At 72.3% G+C, this 17,750-nt stretch carries 14 protein-coding genes; 1 reads left to right on the plus strand and 13 read right to left on the minus strand.

The features are described from left to right. Window positions 1–735: 735 nt before the first annotated feature. The 4 genes from JNO44_RS08780 to JNO44_RS08795 form a co-directional block, all read right to left on the minus strand. Entirely contained in the window at window positions 736–1,668 is a 933-nt protein-coding gene (locus JNO44_RS08780; protein ID WP_205362767.1) for an L-tyrosine/L-tryptophan isonitrile synthase family protein, read from the minus strand. A gap of 156 nt (window positions 1,669–1,824) precedes the next feature. Continuing rightward, the gene (locus JNO44_RS08785) at window positions 1,825–3,102 is read right to left on the minus strand and encodes a cytochrome P450 family protein (protein ID WP_205362768.1); all 1,278 of its coding nucleotides are present in this window, start codon (window positions 3,100–3,102) and stop codon (window positions 1,825–1,827) included. An 11-nt stretch (window positions 3,103–3,113) separates the two neighbouring features. Further along, window positions 3,114–4,940 (minus strand): asparagine synthase (glutamine-hydrolyzing), encoded by a 1,827-nt coding sequence (gene asnB, locus JNO44_RS08790; RefSeq protein WP_205362769.1) that lies wholly within the window; start codon window positions 4,938–4,940, stop codon window positions 3,114–3,116. Window positions 4,941–4,956: 16 nt separating this feature from the next. Beyond that, complete coding sequence (locus tag JNO44_RS08795) at window positions 4,957–6,369, minus strand: MFS transporter (protein ID WP_205362770.1); 1,413 nt, start codon at window positions 6,367–6,369, stop codon at window positions 4,957–4,959. Window positions 6,370–6,680: 311 nt separating this feature from the next. Here JNO44_RS08795 and JNO44_RS08800 point away from each other — a divergent pair, with 311 nt between their 5' ends. Then, a complete protein-coding gene (locus tag JNO44_RS08800) occupies window positions 6,681–6,896 on the plus strand; it encodes a heavy-metal-associated domain-containing protein (RefSeq protein WP_073448248.1) in 216 nt (71 codons plus the stop codon). Window positions 6,897–6,982: 86 nt separating this feature from the next. On the opposite strand, the gene JNO44_RS08805 is transcribed toward JNO44_RS08800, so the two are convergent. The 9 genes from JNO44_RS08805 to JNO44_RS08845 all read right to left on the minus strand — a co-directional run bounded on the left by JNO44_RS08805 (window position 6,983) and on the right by JNO44_RS08845 (window position 17,740). Beyond that, entirely contained in the window at window positions 6,983–7,798 is an 816-nt protein-coding gene (locus JNO44_RS08805; RefSeq protein ID WP_205362771.1) for an ABC transporter ATP-binding protein, read from the minus strand. Next, complete coding sequence (locus tag JNO44_RS08810) at window positions 7,795–8,922, minus strand: FecCD family ABC transporter permease (RefSeq protein ID WP_420882623.1); 1,128 nt, start codon at window positions 8,920–8,922, stop codon at window positions 7,795–7,797. Before JNO44_RS08810 ends, JNO44_RS08805 begins: the two co-directional genes overlap by 4 nt. A gap of 2 nt (window positions 8,923–8,924) precedes the next feature. After that, window positions 8,925–9,995 carry an ABC transporter substrate-binding protein gene (locus tag JNO44_RS08815; protein ID WP_205362772.1) on the minus strand — a complete coding sequence of 357 codons (1,071 nt, stop codon included), beginning with the start codon at window positions 9,993–9,995 and terminating at the stop codon, window positions 8,925–8,927. A gap of 869 nt (window positions 9,996–10,864) precedes the next feature. Then, window positions 10,865–11,083 (minus strand): EF-hand domain-containing protein, encoded by a 219-nt coding sequence (locus JNO44_RS08820; RefSeq protein WP_205362773.1) that lies wholly within the window; start codon window positions 11,081–11,083, stop codon window positions 10,865–10,867. Window positions 11,084–11,320: 237 nt separating this feature from the next. Beyond that, window positions 11,321–11,509, minus strand: a complete 189-nt coding sequence (locus JNO44_RS08825) for a hypothetical protein (RefSeq protein ID WP_205362775.1) — start codon at window positions 11,507–11,509, stop codon at window positions 11,321–11,323. A gap of 548 nt (window positions 11,510–12,057) precedes the next feature. Next, window positions 12,058–13,404: an MFS transporter gene (locus JNO44_RS08830; protein WP_205362778.1), complete on the minus strand. Its 1,347-nt coding sequence runs from the start codon at window positions 13,402–13,404 to the stop codon at window positions 12,058–12,060. A 70-nt stretch (window positions 13,405–13,474) separates the two neighbouring features. Next, window positions 13,475–14,908, minus strand: a complete 1,434-nt coding sequence (locus JNO44_RS08835; RefSeq protein ID WP_205362780.1) for a nitrosuccinate lyase — start codon at window positions 14,906–14,908, stop codon at window positions 13,475–13,477. Then, window positions 14,905–16,911 (minus strand): FAD/NAD(P)-binding protein, encoded by a 2,007-nt coding sequence (locus JNO44_RS08840; RefSeq protein WP_205362782.1) that lies wholly within the window; start codon window positions 16,909–16,911, stop codon window positions 14,905–14,907. The genes JNO44_RS08835 and JNO44_RS08840 overlap by 4 nt, the downstream gene beginning before the upstream one ends. Before the next feature lie 124 nt (window positions 16,912–17,035). Further along, window positions 17,036–17,740 (minus strand): ArsR/SmtB family transcription factor, encoded by a 705-nt coding sequence (locus tag JNO44_RS08845; protein ID WP_205362783.1) that lies wholly within the window; start codon window positions 17,738–17,740, stop codon window positions 17,036–17,038. Window positions 17,741–17,750 lie beyond the last annotated feature (10 nt).

A 17,750-nucleotide genomic window follows, 5' to 3' on the forward strand; every position in this document is an offset into this window, starting at 1 on the left:
CAGTGCTCACGGATGTCGAAGGCAGCCGCGCGGACACGCCGGTACTCCGCCCGCCACCGATGCAATGCACCCTGCAGAGAAAGGGGGAGTGGGGATCCCGGACGACATCGACAGCGTTGCGTCATCGACGGCATACGCATCGATGACGGCGATGACGGTGATGCAGGGTCCCGGGTGGTGCCGGGGCAGTTCCGGGGCGAGCGGTCAGCAGCAGCGGGAGTGTCTCATTTGGCCCATAGGCGCGGCAGAGGTCGCGGGCATGCCTGTTGTGCCCGCCATGCCACTCATCCCGGGCATGCCGTCCATCGGCGTCGGTGGTGCCGCGTGAGTGGCCCCCAGGCCGACGCCGGACCGGCACGCCTGCGCCGAGCTGAACAGGGAGCCCGGCGCAGACGAGAACCGTCACCGCGGCCACCGCCAACGCCCACCCCGGTATCGCCGGACCGGACATCACGGCATGCCCCGCCGCGGACAGCACGACACAGACCGCGGCGAACACCGTGGCCCGGACATATCGCACAGCGGCGGTGACAGGCATGGCGCCGACGTCATGGCAAGGAGCCCGGATGCTTCCGGACAGGAGGGCCGAATACCGACCGCGGTGCGTCCAAACGATCAACGTCGGCTTGATCGTTGATGACACCCATCCGCCGATCCCGTCGGCGCACGGGCGCCGGACGCCGCCACCCACGACCAGGCTCCTCGCCGTACCGAGCCACGGTTCAGCCAGTCCGATCAGCCCTGCTCGAAGTGGCTGGGCCGTCCGTCGTACCCGATCAGGCGGCCCAGCTCGACGGCCTTCGCCCGGGGCATGAGGGTCCAGGTGCCGTCGGTGCGGCGCAGGGCTGCCGAGTGCCAGGGGGTGGTCCAGGCGTCGGGGGCTTCGAGGAGGCGGATACCGAACTTGGGGGCGCCGACGGGCTGGGGGTGGATGGACAGGCGTACGGAGCGGGGGTGGTGGTCGGCGATCAGGTCGCCCCAGGCACGGCTGCGCTGAATGACTCCGTACGCGCGTTGCCGGCACTCACGCTGGAGGGCGGATCGGGTGCCTGCGTGGTCGGCGGTGTCCTCGACGAGGAAGCGGGTGATGCCCCGGTAGAGGGCGAGGGTGTTGGCGTCGGCGCGGACCTCGGCGCGCAGGGCGTCCAGTGTGGGGGCGTAGCTCTTGTGGAGATGGGCGCGCTTGGTGTCGTGCGGGAGGTCGCCGAATACGTCGCGCAGGTCGAACACCGACAGTCTCGTCAGCCCCGATTGACCTATGAGGGTGCGGAGTTCGTCGGCATAGGCGTCGATGTGCTCGTCGGGGACGCGGATGAGGTCGCCGAAGGCATGGCCGTCGGAGCAGATGACCAGGCGGGCGCCAGGCGGGTAGATCCGCTCGATCTCGTTGCACAGGGTGTTGAGGAAGCCGAGGGAGAGGCGTTCACCCTGGTCGGGGAGGTGACCGAGGACTTTGGCGGGGTTGGGCGACTTGCAGGGGAAGGCGGGCAGGGTGAACGTGACGGGGGCGTCGTCGCGTACGAAGTCGGCGACCTGGCGCAGTTGGTGCGGAAACCTCTCCGCGGAGGCGGGGCCCGGGTCGGTCGTGCGGTGGTGCGGCAGGAGCAGGTTCAGGATCGCCATGCTGAGTCTCGTGGGGAGAGTGTCCGGCGCGGTTGTCGGCGGCATGTCGTTTCTCCGGGAAGCAGGAAGCGGGAAGTGTGCGGGCACGACGGCATGGCGCCGTGGCGAGGAGGCGGCCAGGCGCCGTCAGGCGAATGAGGCGGTGATCAGCCGGGCCCGGGGCGCGCGGTGTGCGCGGCCCCGGTCAGCCGGCGGCTGGGGTCAGCGGCGTCGGTCGTAGCCGACGGGCAGGTGGTTGGTGCCGCGGCCGAGGACTGCCGGGATCCACTCGATGTCCTCGTCCCTGAGGGCGAGGCGGAGGCCGGGCAGCCGGGCGAGCAGGGCTCCCAGGGCGACCTGGAGTTCGACGCGGGCGAGCGCCGCGCCGGGACAGAAGTGGATGCCGTGGCCGAAGGCGAGGTGCGGGTTGGGGGTGCGGTCGAGGTCGAGGGTGTCGGGGTCGGGGAAGCGGCGCGGGTCGCGGTTGGCGGCGCACAGCGAGACGATCACGGAGTCGCCGGCCGGGACTTCGGTGCCGTACAGGTCGTCGTCCCGGTCGAGGAAGCGCCAGGTGGTCAGTTCGAAGGCGCTGTCGTAGCGGAGGAGTTCCTCGACGGCACGGGGCAGCAGGTCGGGTTCGTCGCGCAGGCGGGCGAGCTGCTCGGGGTGGCGGAAGAGGGCGATCAGTGCGGTGGTGATCTGGTTGGTGACCGGTTCCTGGCCGGCGACGAGGAGCTGGAAGATCATGGAGTCCAGCTCCTCCTGGGACAGTTCGCGGCGGTCGCGGGCCACGACGAGGCGGCTGAGGAGGTCGTCGTCCCAGTGCTCGCGCTTGTGGACGACGACCTGGGCTATGTAGCTCTGCAGGCCGTGCAGCCGGGCCTCGTAGAGCGGTCGCCCGGGGTCAGTGGGTCCGACGGGCTGGACGACCTTGCCCCAGTCGCGGTCGAAGCGGGCGGCCAGATGCTGCGGGAGGCCGATGACTTCGGCGAGGACCTGGAAGGGGAAGTGGGCGGCGAAGCCGGCGACGAGGTCGGCGGGGCCGGCTTCGGGGAGTGCGTCGATGAGGGCGTCGGCCAGCTCCTGGAAGCGGGGGCGCAGGCTCTCGATGCGGCGGGGGGTGAAGGCGTCGGTGACGAAGCGCCGCATGCGGGTGTGCTTGGGCGGGTCCTGATGGAGGAGGTGGGCCTGGAGCTGGGAGTGCTGGGGTTCGGGCATGATCGAGGCGCGGGCGCGCCAGCGGTCGTTGCCCCGGTCGTGGTTCTTGCCCAGGCGGTCGTCGTTCAGGGCGGCGTAGGCGGCGTCGTAGCCGGTGACGAGCCAGGCGTGAACGCCGCTGGGGAAGAGCACGCGGTGGACGGGGCCGGCCTCGCGCATCCGCTCGTAGAGCGGGTAGGGGTTGCTCTTGTAGGGGCAGCCCGTCAGCGGGACCGGGTCGGGCAGGGGCTCGGGCCGGGTCTTCGGCTCCACGGCAGACAGGGGTGGCTCTTGGATGGTCATGTGAGGGCTCCTCAGAGGGCGAGTTCGGGCCGGTGGTGGTCCAGCCACAGGGCCAGGTCGACGACACGTTCGAGGCGGAGGCGGTGGCCCCACGCCAGCAGGTCGGGCGGGGTGTCGAGGCAGGGCTTGAGGCGGGACTCGTCGGCCAGGGCGCGGACCTGGTCGATGGACAGGGCGTCGCGGGCCAGGTCCTGCAGGCCGCGGTTGTAGTCGGGGTGGTGGGTGGCCGGGTAGTGGTTCTTGGGCCGGTGCAGTACGGAGTCGGGTGCGAGCCCTGCGCCGGCGGCGCGCAGCAGGCTCTTCTCCCGGCCGTCGAAGCTCAGTTGCGCCCAGGGCGTGGCGAAGGCGTACTCGACGAGGCGGTGGTCGCAGTAGGGGACGCGGACCTCCAGGCCCTGGGCCATGCTCAACCGGTCCTTGCGGTGGAGGAGTTGGCGCAGCCAGCGGGTCAGGGACAGGTGCTGCATCTCGCGCTGCCGGTGCTCGGCGGGGGTTTCGCCGTCCCGATGCGGTACGGCGGCCAGCGCGCTGCGGTACGTGTCCTGGCGGAACTCCCCTATGTTCAGGCCGAGTTCTGGGTTGAGCGGCATCGCGGCGTTGTCACCGTTGACGAGCAGCCACGGGAAGGTGTCCGCGGCCAGCGCCTTCGGACTGTGGAACCAGGGGTAGCCGCCGAACACCTCGTCCGCCGCCTCACCGGAGAGGGCCACGGTGGAGTGTTTGCGGATCTCGCCGAACAGCAGGTACAGCGAGGTGTCCATGTCGCCGACGCCGATCGGCGAGTCCCTGGCCACCACGACCGCCTTGCGGTGCTCGGGGTCGAGCAGGGCCAGCGGGTCGAGGACGACCGTGCTGTGGTCGGTGCCGATGAAGGCGCCGGCCTCGGTGGCGTACGGGGTGTCGTGGCCGGTGCGCAACACGTCGCCGGTGAACTCCTCGGCCTGGTCGCTGTAGTCGACGGCGTAGGAGCGGATGCGGGCGTCCGGGCCCTCGCGCAGCCGGAGTTCGTCGGCGAGCAGCGCGGTCAGGACGGTGGAGTCGATGCCGCCGGACAGCAGGCTGCACACCGGGACGTCGGCCTCCAGCTGACTGCGGGCCGCCGAGTCGACCAGCGTGCGGATCCGCTCGACGGCGGTGTCCCGGTCGTCGTCGTGGGCGTCGGCCTCCAGCTGCCAGTAGCGGCGCTCGCGGATACCGTCCCGGTCCAGGACGAGCAGCCCGCCGGGCTCCACCTCCCGTACCCCGGACCACACGGTCGGCCCGGTGTTGAAGAGCAGGCTGTACGCCTCCCGTAGCCCGTCGGCGTCCACCCGGGGCCGGATCTCCGGGTGGGCGAACAGGGACTTGGGCTCGGAGGCGAAGGCCAGGCCGCCGTCGACGGCGGCCCAGAACAGCGGTTTGACGCCGAGGCGGTCGCGTACCAGCAGCAGCCGCTGCGCACGCTCGTCCCAGACGGCGAAGGCGAACATGCCCTCCAGGTGCCTGGCGACGTCCTCGCCCCACTCGGCGTAGGCGCGCAGGACCACCTCGGTGTCGCTGCGGGTGCGGAAGTGGTGGCCCCGGCCGCGGAGTTCGGCCCGCAGTGCGTGGTGGTTGTAGACCTCGCCGCTGTAGCTGAGGACGAGGGTGGGCCGATCGGGCCGGTCGGTCATCGGCTGCCCGCCGCCGGCCAGGTCGATGACGGCCAGGCGGCGGTGGCCGAGCGCGGCGCGCTCGCCGAGCCAGACACCGCCCGCGTCCGGGCCGCGCGGGGTGAGGGTGGCGGTCATGGCCTCGATGACCGGGGTCTGGATGCGGGCGTCGCCGTGAAAGGACGCCCAGCCGGTGATTCCGCACATACGCGTGACTCCTTGGTCAGTTGTGGGCGGCGGGCGCCGCGTCGGTCGTCTTCTCGGGCACGGGCGCGAGTCCTCTTCCGCCGGGCAGGGCGAGCAGGGGCACGGCGAGACAGGCGGCCGTGGCCGCCAGCGCGAGCCCGGCTCGTACGCCCTGGTCGGGGCCGGCCAGTCCCCAGGCGGCGGTGGCCAGGGCGGGGCCGAGGGTGAAGCCGAGCGTGCGGGCGAGTTGCATCGTGGACCCGACGGTCGCGGTCCGGTCCCGTGGTGCGGCGCCCATGACCAGTGCCTGGGTGGGGCCGCCGTTCAGGCCCATGCCGACGCCGGCCAGCGCCAGCCGCCAGGCCACCTCCAGCGGTGACCAGCCGCCGCCCAGCGGGACCAGCAGAAGCAGGCCGGTGGCGGTGACGACGGCACCGGTGACCGCGACCGGCCGGGGACCGTACCGGTCGGCGAGGCGCCCGCCGATCTGCCCGGCCAGGCCCATGCCGAGGGGGAAGGCGAGGACGGTCAGCCCGGTCGTGGTGGCGCTGACACCGTTGTCGCGCTGCAGGTGCAGAGCGACCACGTAGTGCATGGCGGCGAACCCGGCCGCGAGGGACAGCACCGCGCCGTGGGCCCGGAACAGCCCCGTGGCCCGCAGCACACCGGCCACCGGCCGGCCGCCCGGACCGCGCGACCACCACCACAGCGTCGGGACCGCCGCGAGCGCGAGCACCAGCCACGCCGGGCGGTCCGACGCCAGGGTCAAGGCCAGCAACAGGACCGCCACGCCCGAGGCCACCAGCAGCGCGTCCGCCACGGACCCCCGGTCGGGCCGGCGCAACCCGCCGTCCCGCGGCATGACCCTCCAGGCCACGACCAGGGCGAGCACACAGAAGGGGATCTTCACCAGGAAGACCGCGTGCCAGCCCAGGTGGTCCAACAGCAGCCCGCCCACGGCCGGTCCGGTCACCGCGCCCAGCGGCCCCAGGGTGGCGGGCACGCTCATCGCCCGCCCGCGCTTCTCCGGTCGTACGGAACGGACCGCGAGGACCGGCATCAGCACGAACAGCACCGCCGCGAAGGCACCCTGCACGAGGCGGGCGACGATCAGCCAGGCCGCCCAGGGTGCGGCGGCGGCCAGGGCGCTGCACAGGCCGAACCCACAGGTCGCCGTCAGTACGGCCGAGCGCAGGCCGACCCCGTCGAGCCAGCGGCCGACCGGCAACAGCAGTGCCACGACGGGCAGTTGGTAGCCCAGCACCGCCCACTGGGCGGTCGCGGTGGACACGTGCAGACCGTCGGCGATGTCCGCCAGGGCCACGTTGACGATGTTCATGTCGAGCATCGCCACGAACGCCAGCACACCCGACACGGCGACCAGCGCCCAGCGATCCTCGCCGGCGGGTATGCGACCGGGCGGTTCCGCACCGGGACCGTGGTGTGTCACCCTTCCCCCCTCATCCTCAAGAGCGGACTGCCCGACGGCAGTCCCGTCTGAGGAGTCGTGAGGAATCGAAGGTGAGTTCCCGGCTCCGCCCAAGAAAGTGACCAGCAGGCTGGTTTTCCGGGCTGACCAGCACGGCGGGTCGGGTTCCGCTAGTGGCGTCAGGATTGCCGAGCGGAATGGCCGCGCTCCCCCACCGATCCGCGGAACTCCATGCTCCACCCGGCCGACTCCTAGGTGAGGGCGCCGCCCGCACCCTCCGCCCCCGCGGATCGGTCCTCAACCGGAAGCCCCCGACACCCAGGAGTTCCCCCATGGCCCAGAAGCAGTACACCGTCACCGGCATGAGCTGTGAGCACTGTGTGGCGAGCATCAAGGAAGAAGTCTCCGAGGTGCCCGGCGTGCGCGAGGTCGAGGTGGACCTCGCCGCGAAGGCCGTCACGGTGCGCGGCACGGACCTCGACGACGAACGGCTGCGCGCGGCCATCGTCGAAGCCGGTTACCGCGTCGCCGACCCACTCGCCGCCTGATCACCCGGAACCGCAGACCGGGCAGGACGCAAGCACCGTCCCGCCCGGCCGCGGTCATCCACCGGTGCGTTCAACCGTCGGTTCGTTCACCCGCCGGTGCCCGCCTCCACCGCCGCGGCCGTCTCCGCGCCGACCGCCGCCCGATGGTCGAAAGCGATCAGGAGGTCACCGGTGAGGGGGTGGTCGACCACGGCCGCCCGCACCCCGAACACCTCGGCCAGCAGGCCGGGAGTGAGGACGTCGCGGGGCGGCCCGGAGGCGACCACGGCTCCGCCGTGCAGGACGTGCAGCCGGTCGCACACGGCGGCGGCCGCGTTGAGGTCGTGCAGCGACACCAGCGTCGTACGGCACTGGGCGCGCAGCAGCGCGAGCAGTTCGACCTGGTGGCGGATGTCGAGATGGTTGGTCGGCTCGTCCAGGACCAGAACGTCGGGGTTCTGGGCGAACGCGCGGGCCAGCAGCACGCGTTGGCGTTCGCCGCCGGACAGGGCCGTGAACCGGCGCCCGGCCGCCGCCTCCATCCCGACGTCGGCGAGGGCTCGGGCGACGATGTCCCGGTCGGTGGCGTCATCGCCCGCGAAGGCCCGCTTGTACGGCGTCCGCCCCATCGCGACCACCTCGCGCACGGTCAGCTCGAAGTCGCTGCCCCGTTCCTGCGGCAGCGCGGCGACATGCCGCGCCGACCGGACCGCGGACAGCTCGCGCAGGTCGGTGCCCGCCAACAGCACCCGGCCCGCGATGGGCTTCAGGTGCCGATAGACGGTGCGCAGGAGCGTGGACTTGCCGCTGCCGTTCGGCCCGACCAGACCGGTGATCTCACCCTCGGCCGCCACCAGATGGGCCCCCGCCACGACCGTACGACCGGCGTAGGCGACGTGCAGGTCCTCGATCTCGATCCTCAACTGCCGCTCCAAAGGCGCCGATCCAGCAGGTACAGCAGCGCCGGAGCGCCGATCAGCGAGGTGACCACGCCGACCGGCAACTCCTGCGAGTCCATCGCCGTACGGCAGACGATGTCGACCACCACCAGGAGCAGCGCCCCGAACAGCGCCGAGAGCGGCAACAGGCGGCGGTGGTCGCCGCCGACGACCAGGCGGCAGGCATGCGGCACCATCAGACCGACGAAGGCGATCGCGCCGGACACCGCCACCAGGACGCCGGTCACCACGCTGGTCACCGCGAACAGCTCCCGGCGCAGCCCGGTGACGTTGACGCCGAGCCCGGCCGCCGTCTCGTCGCCCATCAGCAGGGCGTTCAGCGCCCGGGCACGCGCCTGAAGCCACAGCAGGCCGGCCGGCACCACGACCGCGGGCACCACCAGTAGCGGCCAACTGGCGCCGCTCAGACTGCCCATGAGCCAGAACAGCACGCTGCGCGTCTGCTGCTCGTCCCCGGCCTGCAACACCAGATAGCTGGTGAAGCCGGACAGGAACTGGCCGATCGCCACCCCGGCCAGCACCAGCCGCAGCGGTGCGAATCCCCCGCCCCGCCGAGCGATGACCCACACCAGGACGAACGTGCCCAGCGCGCCGGCGAAGGCCGCGCCGGACAGGCCCAGTCCGAGCGCCCCGCCCGCGCCGAGACCGAGGACGATGGCGGCGACCGCGCCGAGCGACGCCCCGTTGGAGATACCCAGCATGTACGGGTCGGCCAGCGGGTTGCGCACCAGCGCCTGCACCGCCGTGCCGACCAGGCCGAGCCCGGCACCCACCAACGCGGCCAGCAACGCCCGCGGAACCCGCAGTTGCCACACGATCAAATCGTCCGTGCCGGGCCGCGGGCCCTCACCGGCCAGCCGCCGCCCCACCACGCTCCACACCTCCCCGGGCGGGATGGACGTCGAGCCCCAGGCCACCGCGGCCGTCAGCGCAGCGAGGAGTGCCACGCCGAGGACCAGCGCCAGCGGTCCGGCGCGCAGACTCCGCGCGCCCCGGCTCGCACCGCCCCGGTTCCCGTCGTCCCGACTCCCGTCACCCCGGCTCGCGTCCATGGCCTTGCGGCGGGACGCGGACAGCGTCGAGATCACGACTAGCCGACCTTGCCCGGGTAGAGGGTCTTGGCGATCGCCTCGACCGTGTCCGCGTTCTCGACCCCGGCGATGGTGGTCCGCTCGGAGCCGATGCGCAGGAAGTGGCCCTCCTTGACCGCCTTCAGGCCCTTGGTGGCCGGATTGCTCTCCAGCCACTGCTGCGCCTCGTCGAACGCCTTCTTGTTCGCCGCCGCGCTGCCCCGGTTGCGGATCCCGAGCTGGATCCAGTCCGGGTTCTTGGCGATCACGTCCTCCCAACCGACCTGCTTGCGGTCGCCGTCGCAGTCGGCGAAGACGTTGCGGGCGCCGGCCAGGGTGATCACCGCGTTGGCGACCTGGCGGTTGCAGATGACGGTGGGCTGCTTGGTGCCGGCCTCGTAGTCGAAGAAGAAGTACGACGGCCGCTTGCCCTCCGGCGTACCGCCGACCGCCTTGCGGACCGCGTCCGCCTTCTCCTTCATCCCCGCGACGAGTTCCTTCGCCCTGGCACTTGTACCGGTGACCGCGCCGAGCGAGGTGATGTCGGCCTCGACCGCCGACAGGTCCGTCACCGGCCCCTTGCGCTGCGCCGCGCAGGCGGTGGACTTCAGGTAGATGTGCTTGATCCCGGCCGCCTTGAACTCCTCCTCGGTCGGCGCATCGCCCATCCCTCCCCCGCCCATCCCGCCCATGGCCGCGAACGTGTCGATGTACAGGTCGGCACCGGAGCCGAGCAGCTTCTCCTTCGGGATCACGCCCTTGCCGAGCACGCTGACCTTCTGCGCCTGCGCGTCCAGCGCGCCGGGCAGGGCGCCCTTGCCCGGCGGGAAGCCCGTACCGATCACCTTGTCGCCGGCCCCGAGGCGGAGCAGCAGTTCCAGGCTGGAGGCATTGCTGGTGACGATCTTCTTCGGAGCCTCCGAGAAGGTGGTCTCGGCCCCCGTGCAGTCGGTGACGGACACCGGGTAGCCACCGGAGGCGGCCTTCCCGCTGCCCCCGTCCGACGCGTCCTTCACCCCGCTCCCGCAGCCTGCCGCCAGCAGGCCGCCGAGTACGACGACCGCCGTACCGCCCCACACACGAGAACGCATCGAAACCCTCCAAGATCCACTCAGCAGCGGCGGACGAACCTCCGCCACCCGCTCCAGTAGTCGGGGCGAACCCCCATCGAGTTCCCTGCCGATCGCCACAACGACTCAGCAGGCCCCTTTGCGCGGTTGCCAGGCACAACGGGGTTTGTCGACAGTGCGCACGGGCACTCGGCGGAGGTACCGGCCCGAGCCGAACCGCGGCCCACGCGTTCCGGTGCCCCCAGCCGGTGTGGATCAGAGCTGATCCTCAGGAGCGCGCCGGGCTCGTCCGCTCGTGGAGCGTGGTCCCGGATCCTGCCTCGGTGAACCGGCACGAGGACGGTGCCGACCCCGTCACCGGTGTGCCGTTGGAGCGGAGTGTCGGGATCGAGGCCGAGGTCTTCGCCGACACGGACGCCGCCGTGTGTCTGCGGGCCTCGACGTTCGACTGGCGATCAGACCCGGGTGGGACGCCCGGATCAGACTTCGCCGCCTGGCGCGCCAGGCGGGTAGCAGCGGGACTGTGGCCCTACCTGCGTCAGCTGCACACCGACGCCGCTCCCCGGGCACGTGCTGGCGACCCGGCCACCGGCACGGTAGGGGAAGGCATCTCCTACTGCACCCAGGACTACCTCGCCCTCTCGCGGGAGCCGTCGGTGCGCGAGGCCGTCGCCGACGCGCTTGCGACGTACGGGCCGCACGCGGGCAGCTCGCCGGTACTGACCGGGCACACTCCCCTGGCGGCCGAACTCGCCGTCGAGCTTGCCGAGTTGACCGGCATGGAACACATCGCGCTGTTCGCGACACGGGGGACGGAATCCCCGGCCAGGCGCCGGATCGGCGGGATGACGAACCGGGTCCGGCACGTTCGTGTGCCGGACCCGGCAGTGTCAGCCATTCATGGCCGCCCAGAACTCCTCGAAGGACATCTTGCGGTCGCCGTTGGTGTCCAGGGAGTCGATCAGCTCCTGAGCCTGCGACTCGGTGATCTCCGAACCCTCCAGCTCGGCAACGACCTTCTGGTACTCCTCCGCGGTGACCTGACCGTCCCCGTCGATGTCGTAGCGCTCGAAGACCTTCCGCGCCGCCGTCTCCACGATGTCTGCCATGTGCTCCGCCCTTCTGCGATGTTCGTTGACGGGCCCAGGTTATCCGTCCGTCCGGAGCGACGATGGCGCGCCCAGGCCGCCCCGCCGCTGCGGGCCGGGCTCGCTCCAGGCCGCCTCACGCCACGGCGTGAGGATCTCCTCACCATGGGGCGCGCAACAGGACTTCCAGGCCCAACTCACGCGGGAGGACCTGCCCTTCGGGCCACATCGCGATATCGCCCGATGCCTGGATCCCCCTCATGTCAACACTGTCGGAGATCGCAAGGTCGTAGAATAGGTGTCCTCCCTCATCAACGTGACCGTTGAATAGTCGTCACCGACCACGACGATCAGTACTTCATCGCCGAGATCGTTCCAGGTGAGGGTCGAAGAGGCGCTTTCCTTGGCATCGCGGTAGACGAGCGGGATGTCCACCAGGTCCAGCATGCGCGTTTCGTGTGACGGCACCCAGGTCTCGCATGTGATCTGCACTCGCACCACCTACGCCAAGACGTATTCGCCGCCCCTGGTGCATGTGCCGTGCAACCCGTTCGGGCCGTACACGCGCAGGCAGTCCACGTCCGACCACCGGCCGTAGCCGGCCATGCTGTTGCGGCAGAAGTCGCATGGATCGCGGTCGCGGTAGAGCCTCGCGGTCCCTCCGGTTTGCCCCCTGGCCTTGGCCTGCGAGGAGACGTCACCCTCGGCGTGGTCCTCGAACGGCAGTCGTGAGATGCCGTTTCCCGCACCGGGACAAGGAGCGGGGCGGGGCAGCCGGTGGAGTCCTTGTGGGTGTCGTCGATCTTCTGCGCGAAGTCCCGGACGTGGGAGGCGAACTCGCGGACCTTGTCCTCGTTGACGTTCGGCCAGTCCACCCCGATGAACTGCAGGAGCGTCACCACCGCATCAGGCAGCTCGATCGCCACACCACAGTGCGCCAACTTCATGTACAGGAAGAGGGGTTGGGGTGATCCTCACGGCGGCGGTGGGCGGCTTCACAGACGGCCGGCGAGCGGCTTCGGCTGCGGGACCGCGGTGGTGTGTTCCAGGTCGTGGCCGCGGGTCTCGGCGGTGAACCAGACCGCGGTGGCGCTGACCAGGCAGGCGACCAGCATATACAGCGCGACCAGGGAGGGGTCGTGCCCGCCGGCGGCCGACAGCAGGGTGGTGCCGGCCAGCGGGGCGAGTCCGCCGCCGATGACCGCGGCCAGTTGGTAGCCCATGGACACCCCGGTGTAGCGGGTGCTGGTGCCGAACATCTCCGAGAACAGGGCCGGCACCGGTCCGAGCAGCGCGCCCATCGGGAGCGGCGCGAGGACGCCCAGCGCGAGCATCATCAGCGGCACCGAACCCGTCCCGACCATGAGGAACACCGGGAAGGCGACCGCACCGAGGAGGAGCGCCGCGCCCAGCAGGACGGGGCGTCGCCCGATCCGGTCCGACAGGGCCGCCGAGAGCGGCATGGCGACGGCCGCGGCGAGTCCGTTGAGGAGTTGGCCGATCAGGAGGTCGGTGCGTGCGTAGCCGGCGCCGGTGCCGAAGCTGATGGCGAAGACGCTGGTCAGCGCCTGGGACACGGTGGCGCCGAAGACCACGAAACAGGCCAGGAGCAGGGGTTTGGGCGTGCGGAGGACCTCGACCAGCGGTCGGCGGACGACGGCGTTGCTCTGCTGCACCTGGGAGAACAGCGGGCTCTCGGTCACCTTCAGCCGCACGAACAGGCCGAGGGCGAGCAGGGCGGCGCTCAGCAGGAACGGCACCCGCCAGCCCCAGGACAGGAACTGCTCGTCCGGCAGGGTGGCGAACAGGGTGAGGACGAGGGTGGACAGCACCGTGCCGGCCGGGCCGCCCAGTTGGACGAGGCTGGTGAGCAGGCCGCGCCGGCGCCGGGCGGCGTGCTCGGCGGTCAGCAGCGCGGCCCCGCCCCACTCGCCGCCGACCGCGACGCCCTGGACCAGGCGCAGGGCGACCAGCAGCGTCGGCGCCAGGTTGCCGACCTGGTCGTGCGTGGGGAGCAGTCCGATCAGGGTGCTGGCGACGCCCATCATCGCCATCGAGAGCACCAGCATCGCCCTGCGGCCCAGCCGGTCCCCGAAGTGGCCGAAGAGCGCCCCGCCCAGCGGGCGGGCGACATAGCCGACGGCGAAGGTGCCGAAGGCGGCGAACGTCCCGGCCAGCGGCGAGAGGCCGGTGAAGAAGAGCTTGTCGAACACGAGCGAGGCGACGGTGCCGTAGAGCATGAAGTCGTAGTACTCGATCGTGCTCCCGAGCAGGCCGGACAGCACGACGCGGCGCATCTGGGCCCGGCGGTGCGGGCCGGGTCCGGGAACGGGCTGAGACATCGCGGTACCCCTTGCCTGTGCGGATGCGGTCGTGGCGGGACGTGGATCCGAGGTGCCAGAACGCGGTCCGTCAGCGCGGGCGGACCGCGCGGCGGTAGTGCGCCAGCGCCCGGTCGACGAGTGCGCCGGCGGCACCGGTGTAGCGTCCGGGGTCGAGCAGTTCGGCGAGCGCGGCCTCGTCGAAGCGGCCGGCCAGTTCGGGGAGGTCCGGCAGGACGGCGCCGAGCGGCCGGCCGGTGCGGACCGCCTCGGCGGCGGCGCGGCTCATCAGCGACTTCGCGGCGACCTTGCCGACCACGGGGGCCAGCACCGCGGCGAGCCGCTCCGTGATCAGCAGGCTGCCGGTCAGCGCCAGATTGCGCTCCATCTGCCGGGGGTGCGCGGTCAGCCCTTCGGCCAGCTCCACGGCGGTGTGCGCGGCGCCGCCGGCCAGCCGCAGGCACTCCCGCATCGGCTGCCACTCGGCGTGCCAGACACCGGCCGGCCGCTCGTCCTCGGCGAGCATCGCCTGGGCCAACACCAGGGAGAGGGCGGGTACTTGCAGCGCGGCCGAGCGGATGAGGGTGGCCAGGGCGGGGTTCCGCTTGTGCGGCATCGCCGACGAGACGCCCCGGCCGGCCGCCGCCGGCTCGGCGACCTCGGCGATCTCGGTGCGCGAGAGCGTCTGGACGTCCACGGCGAACTTGCCGAGCGCCCCGGTGACCTCGGCGAGCGCCGCCCCGAGCCGGGCCAGTGGACCGCGTGCGGTGTGCCACGGCAGCACCGGTTCGGCGAGGCCCAGTTCGGCGGCGAAGGCGGCGATCAGCTGGTCGGCGTAGTCCGGCGCGTCGGGGCGCGCGGCGATCCGGGCGTACTCCACATAGCCGGCCAACGTGCCGGCCGCGCCGCCGAGTTGGGCCGGCAGTCGGTCGCGCAGGGTGTGCAGCTGCGTCCCCGCCTCCTGGACGGCCTGCAGCCAGCCGGCGGCCTTCAGCCCGAAGGTGACCGGCACCGCGTGCAGCGCCAGGGTGCGGCCCGGCATGGGGGTGTCCCGGTGCCGCGCGGCGAGTTCGGCCAGCGCCGCCGTCACCCGGTCCAGATCGGCCAGGAGCAGGCCGGTGGTCCGGTGGGCGACCAGGATGGCGGCGGTGTCCATGATGTCCTGGCTCGTGGAACCGCGGTGGACGTACTCGGCCGCGGCCGGATCGGTCGCGGCGACCGCGGACGTCAGTTCCTCGACGAGTGCCACCACCGGGTTGGCAGCGCCGCGGCTGCGCCGGGCCAGCGCGACGAGGTCGAGCCGGTCGGCCCGGGCGGTCCGGGTGATGGTCGCGGCGGCCTCCTCGGGCACCACGCCCAGGTGGGCCTGGGCCCGGACCAGGGCCGCCTCGGCGTCCAACAGCGCCTGGAGCCAGGCCCGGTCGGAGGTGGCCGCCTCCGCCGGGGCGCCCGCGCGCACCGGCGAGAGCAGCCCGGAGTCCGGGGTGAGGTCGACGTCCGGGGAGGAGGAGTTCGCTGATCTCATACCGTCGCCTTCGTGCTCTCGGATGCGGTGGCGGTCGCCTTCGCGACCAGGGCGAGGGCGGCCCGGGCAACGGCGTCGGCGTCGCTGAGCGTCACCGAATTGACGCCCGGACGGATGCCGGCGGCGGTCACCCAGTGGACCGCTTCCGTCGGCACGCCGAAGGCGAAGCGCCGCGGGTGGGGGCGGCCCGCCGCGTCGACCAGGCGGTAGAGGCGCTCGGTCACCTCCAGTCCGCCGGTCTGGTACACGGAGCCGTCGGGGTCGGGTATCCCGTACGCCCGGCACCCGCCGTCGGCCAGGAGGCGGCCGAGCAGCGGATCGGCGGTCCGGCGCAGGTCGGTGTCGGGCAGCCGGGCGTCGATGAGGACCGAGGTCCGCACCTCGGATCCGGGGACGGCACCCGCGCGCAGGGCGAAGGTCCCGGCCCCGGCGTCGGCGTGCGCGGTCACGTCGGGGCCCAGGACCTCCAGCACGCCCGCGTCGATCAGTGCCACGGCCTCCTCGATCCGCCGTACCGGCGGGCCGATGGACAGGAAGGCGTTCAGCGGTGTGTACCACCCGTCGAGGTGCCGGTGGTGGGAGTGGCCGGTGAGGCCGCGGTGGTCCACGACCAGCCGCACCTCGTTGCGCAGGTCGCGCAGGACGTCCAGGGCGGCCTTCAGCGGTCCGCTGACGTTGCCGGCCCGGGCCTCGGCGATGTCGTGGCGGAGGTGGTCCAGCAGCCAGCCACGGAAGTCGTCGGGGCCGGTGAACGTCCGGTCGCCGTAGGGGCGGGCGATCCGCTCCCAGTCCCAGTGGCGGTCCCGGGGGAAGCCGAAGGTGTCCAGGACGCGGGTCTCCGCCGGGGTGTTCCAGGGCGCGGCGAGATAGCGTCGGCGGAAGGTCTCGGCGGCCCGTACGCCCTGTTCGGCCGCGAGGAAGGTGGCGTAGTAGACGGTCTCCACCTCCTTCGCCACCAACGGCCACACGTCGCGGCGGAAGTCGACGCCCGCCCCGCCGGCCGCCCGTGCGCGCAGGTCGTCGATCACCTCGGGCGTGAGCACCAGGGGCACGTGCCGCCCGTACGGGCCCTTCTCGTTCTCGCCGCGGGAGTGGAAGGGGACGCCGCGGCGGGAGCCGGCGTACAGCCGCGGCTCGTCGCCGGACGGCAGATAGCGCAGCGAGCCGTCGTCCCGGCGCTCGAAGCGGCCGCCGCGGCCCACGGTGAACAGGGCCATGTAGTCGAAGAAGTTGAGGCCCAGGCCGAGCAGGCCGACGCGTTCCCCGGGGCGCACCCGGGCGAGGTCCGCGTCCGCCGGGTTGGCCGGCGGGAAGTACACCAGGTCGCGCTCGGCCGCGAAGCGGGTCAGCGTGGTCTCGCGCGCCGTGGCGCGGGTGGGCAGGTGGCCCTGCGCGAGGATCACGGCGTGCAGGTCCCCGAGCCGGGTGCCGTCCTCCAGGTGCACGGTCTGGAGGCGGTGGCAGCCGTGCTCGGCGTCCCGGGACGGCGCGGGGGCCGCGGCGGGGTGGGCACCGTCGTCGAGGGCGACGGCCCGCGACCGGTGGGTGTGGAAGCGGACGTGGTCCGGCGCGGTGTCGACGACGCGTTGGAAGACCCAGCGCAGGTAGTGCCCGTAGAAGGCCCGGGTGGGGTACGAGTCCGGCCCCAGGGCGGCGGCCTCGTCCAGGACGTCGGACGGGTACTGGTGCCCGTCGAAGGGCCCCATCAGGGTGAGGAACCGAGCCCATTCGTGCAGGCTCGGGCCGGGCAGGAGCGGACCTTCGAGGTCCACGCTGGCGTCGGTGAACATCGTCACCTGCGAGGCGACGGTGTTCATCAACAGGTGCCGCGACTGCGTGGTGCGCCAGACCTGACCCGCACCCGCCGGGTGGGGGTCCACGACGTGCACGGCGATCCGCCGGTGCGGCGCGATCTCCCGGGCGTTGGCGCAGATCCGCTCCAGCACCGAGAGTCCTCGTGGGCCCATGCCGATGATGCAGATGTCGAGTCGTGGGCTTGACATGGCATTCTCCAATGGGTTGCGTGCGCGGCGCGGACGGGGCCGCGCTCCGTCACCGGACGACCGTCGGCCGCGCGCGCTGTGCTGCCCCCGCCGCTCCCGGAACGTCCGGGGCGGCGGGGGTGGTTCACGGGAGGTGCAATCCGAACTCGCTCGACAGCCCCGCCAGGCCCTCGGCGGTCACCACGACGGCCCGCTTGTGCTCGCGGGCCCTGGCGATCCAGCCCAGCGCGAACAGCTGGTCCGTCAGGGCCGTCGCCGCGCTGCCGGCCAGGTGGTGCCGGCGCTCGCTCCAGTCCACGCACCCCTTGATCAGGGGCTGCCCGTCGGACTCCAGGGCGTCGAGGGTCAGGCCGAGCGGCTTGCGCGCGTCCCAGCGTTCCGCGTCGATCTCGATGCCGTCCGGCGTCCGGCGGACCAGCCCCCGCTCGCACAGTGCCTCCGCGAGTTCCACCCCGATGCGCCCGGCCAGATGCCGGTAGCAGGTGCGGGCGTTGCTGAGCGTCTTCAGCAACCGCGCGGACCGCAGCGAGGTGGGCTGCCGGACCGGCGCGATGACGGCCAGGGCCTCCACCAGTTCGGCCACCTGGGGGGAGGAGATCCGGTAGTAGGCGTGCCGCCCCATCCGGTCGACGGTGAGCAGGCCGTGCTCCACCAGCCGGGAGAGGTGTTCGCTCGCCGTGGGTCGGGAGACGCCCGCGATCGTGGCGAGCTCCCCGGCGGGCATCACGAAGTCCCCCACCAGCGCGCTGACCATCGCGGCGCGGGTCGCGTTGCCCAGGAGTTCCGCGACCGTGGCGATGTCGGGGCGGGGCTGTGCGGGGTCCAACATGGTTCCTCCG

The organism is Streptomyces noursei (assembly GCF_016917755.1).
GTDB classification, from domain to species: Bacteria; Actinomycetota; Actinomycetes; order Streptomycetales; family Streptomycetaceae; genus Streptomyces; species Streptomyces yunnanensis.

Bases quoted from the DNA above. Each gene is read 5' to 3' on its own strand.
- JNO44_RS08780 (WP_205362767.1), bottom strand. From the start codon at position 1,668: ATGCCGCCGACAACCGCGCCGGACACTCTCCCCACGAGACTCAGCATG.
- JNO44_RS08785 (WP_205362768.1), bottom strand. From the start codon at position 3,102: ATGACCATCCAAGAGCCACCCCTGTCTGCCGTGGAGCCGAAGACCCGG.
- asnB (WP_205362769.1), bottom strand. From the start codon at position 4,940: ATGTGCGGAATCACCGGCTGGGCGTCCTTTCACGGCGACGCCCGCATC.
- JNO44_RS08800 (WP_073448248.1), top strand. From the start codon at position 6,681: ATGGCCCAGAAGCAGTACACCGTCACCGGCATGAGCTGTGAGCACTGT.
- JNO44_RS08815 (WP_205362772.1), bottom strand. From the start codon at position 9,995: ATGCGTTCTCGTGTGTGGGGCGGTACGGCGGTCGTCGTACTCGGCGGC.
- JNO44_RS08820 (WP_205362773.1), bottom strand. From the start codon at position 11,083: ATGGCAGACATCGTGGAGACGGCGGCGCGGAAGGTCTTCGAGCGCTAC.
- JNO44_RS08825 (WP_205362775.1), bottom strand. From the start codon at position 11,509: ATGCTGGACCTGGTGGACATCCCGCTCGTCTACCGCGATGCCAAGGAA.
- JNO44_RS08830 (WP_205362778.1), bottom strand. From the start codon at position 13,404: ATGTCTCAGCCCGTTCCCGGACCCGGCCCGCACCGCCGGGCCCAGATG.
- JNO44_RS08835 (WP_205362780.1), bottom strand. From the start codon at position 14,908: ATGAGATCAGCGAACTCCTCCTCCCCGGACGTCGACCTCACCCCGGAC.
- JNO44_RS08840 (WP_205362782.1), bottom strand. From the start codon at position 16,911: ATGTCAAGCCCACGACTCGACATCTGCATCATCGGCATGGGCCCACGA.
- JNO44_RS08845 (WP_205362783.1), bottom strand. From the start codon at position 17,740: ATGTTGGACCCCGCACAGCCCCGCCCCGACATCGCCACGGTCGCGGAA.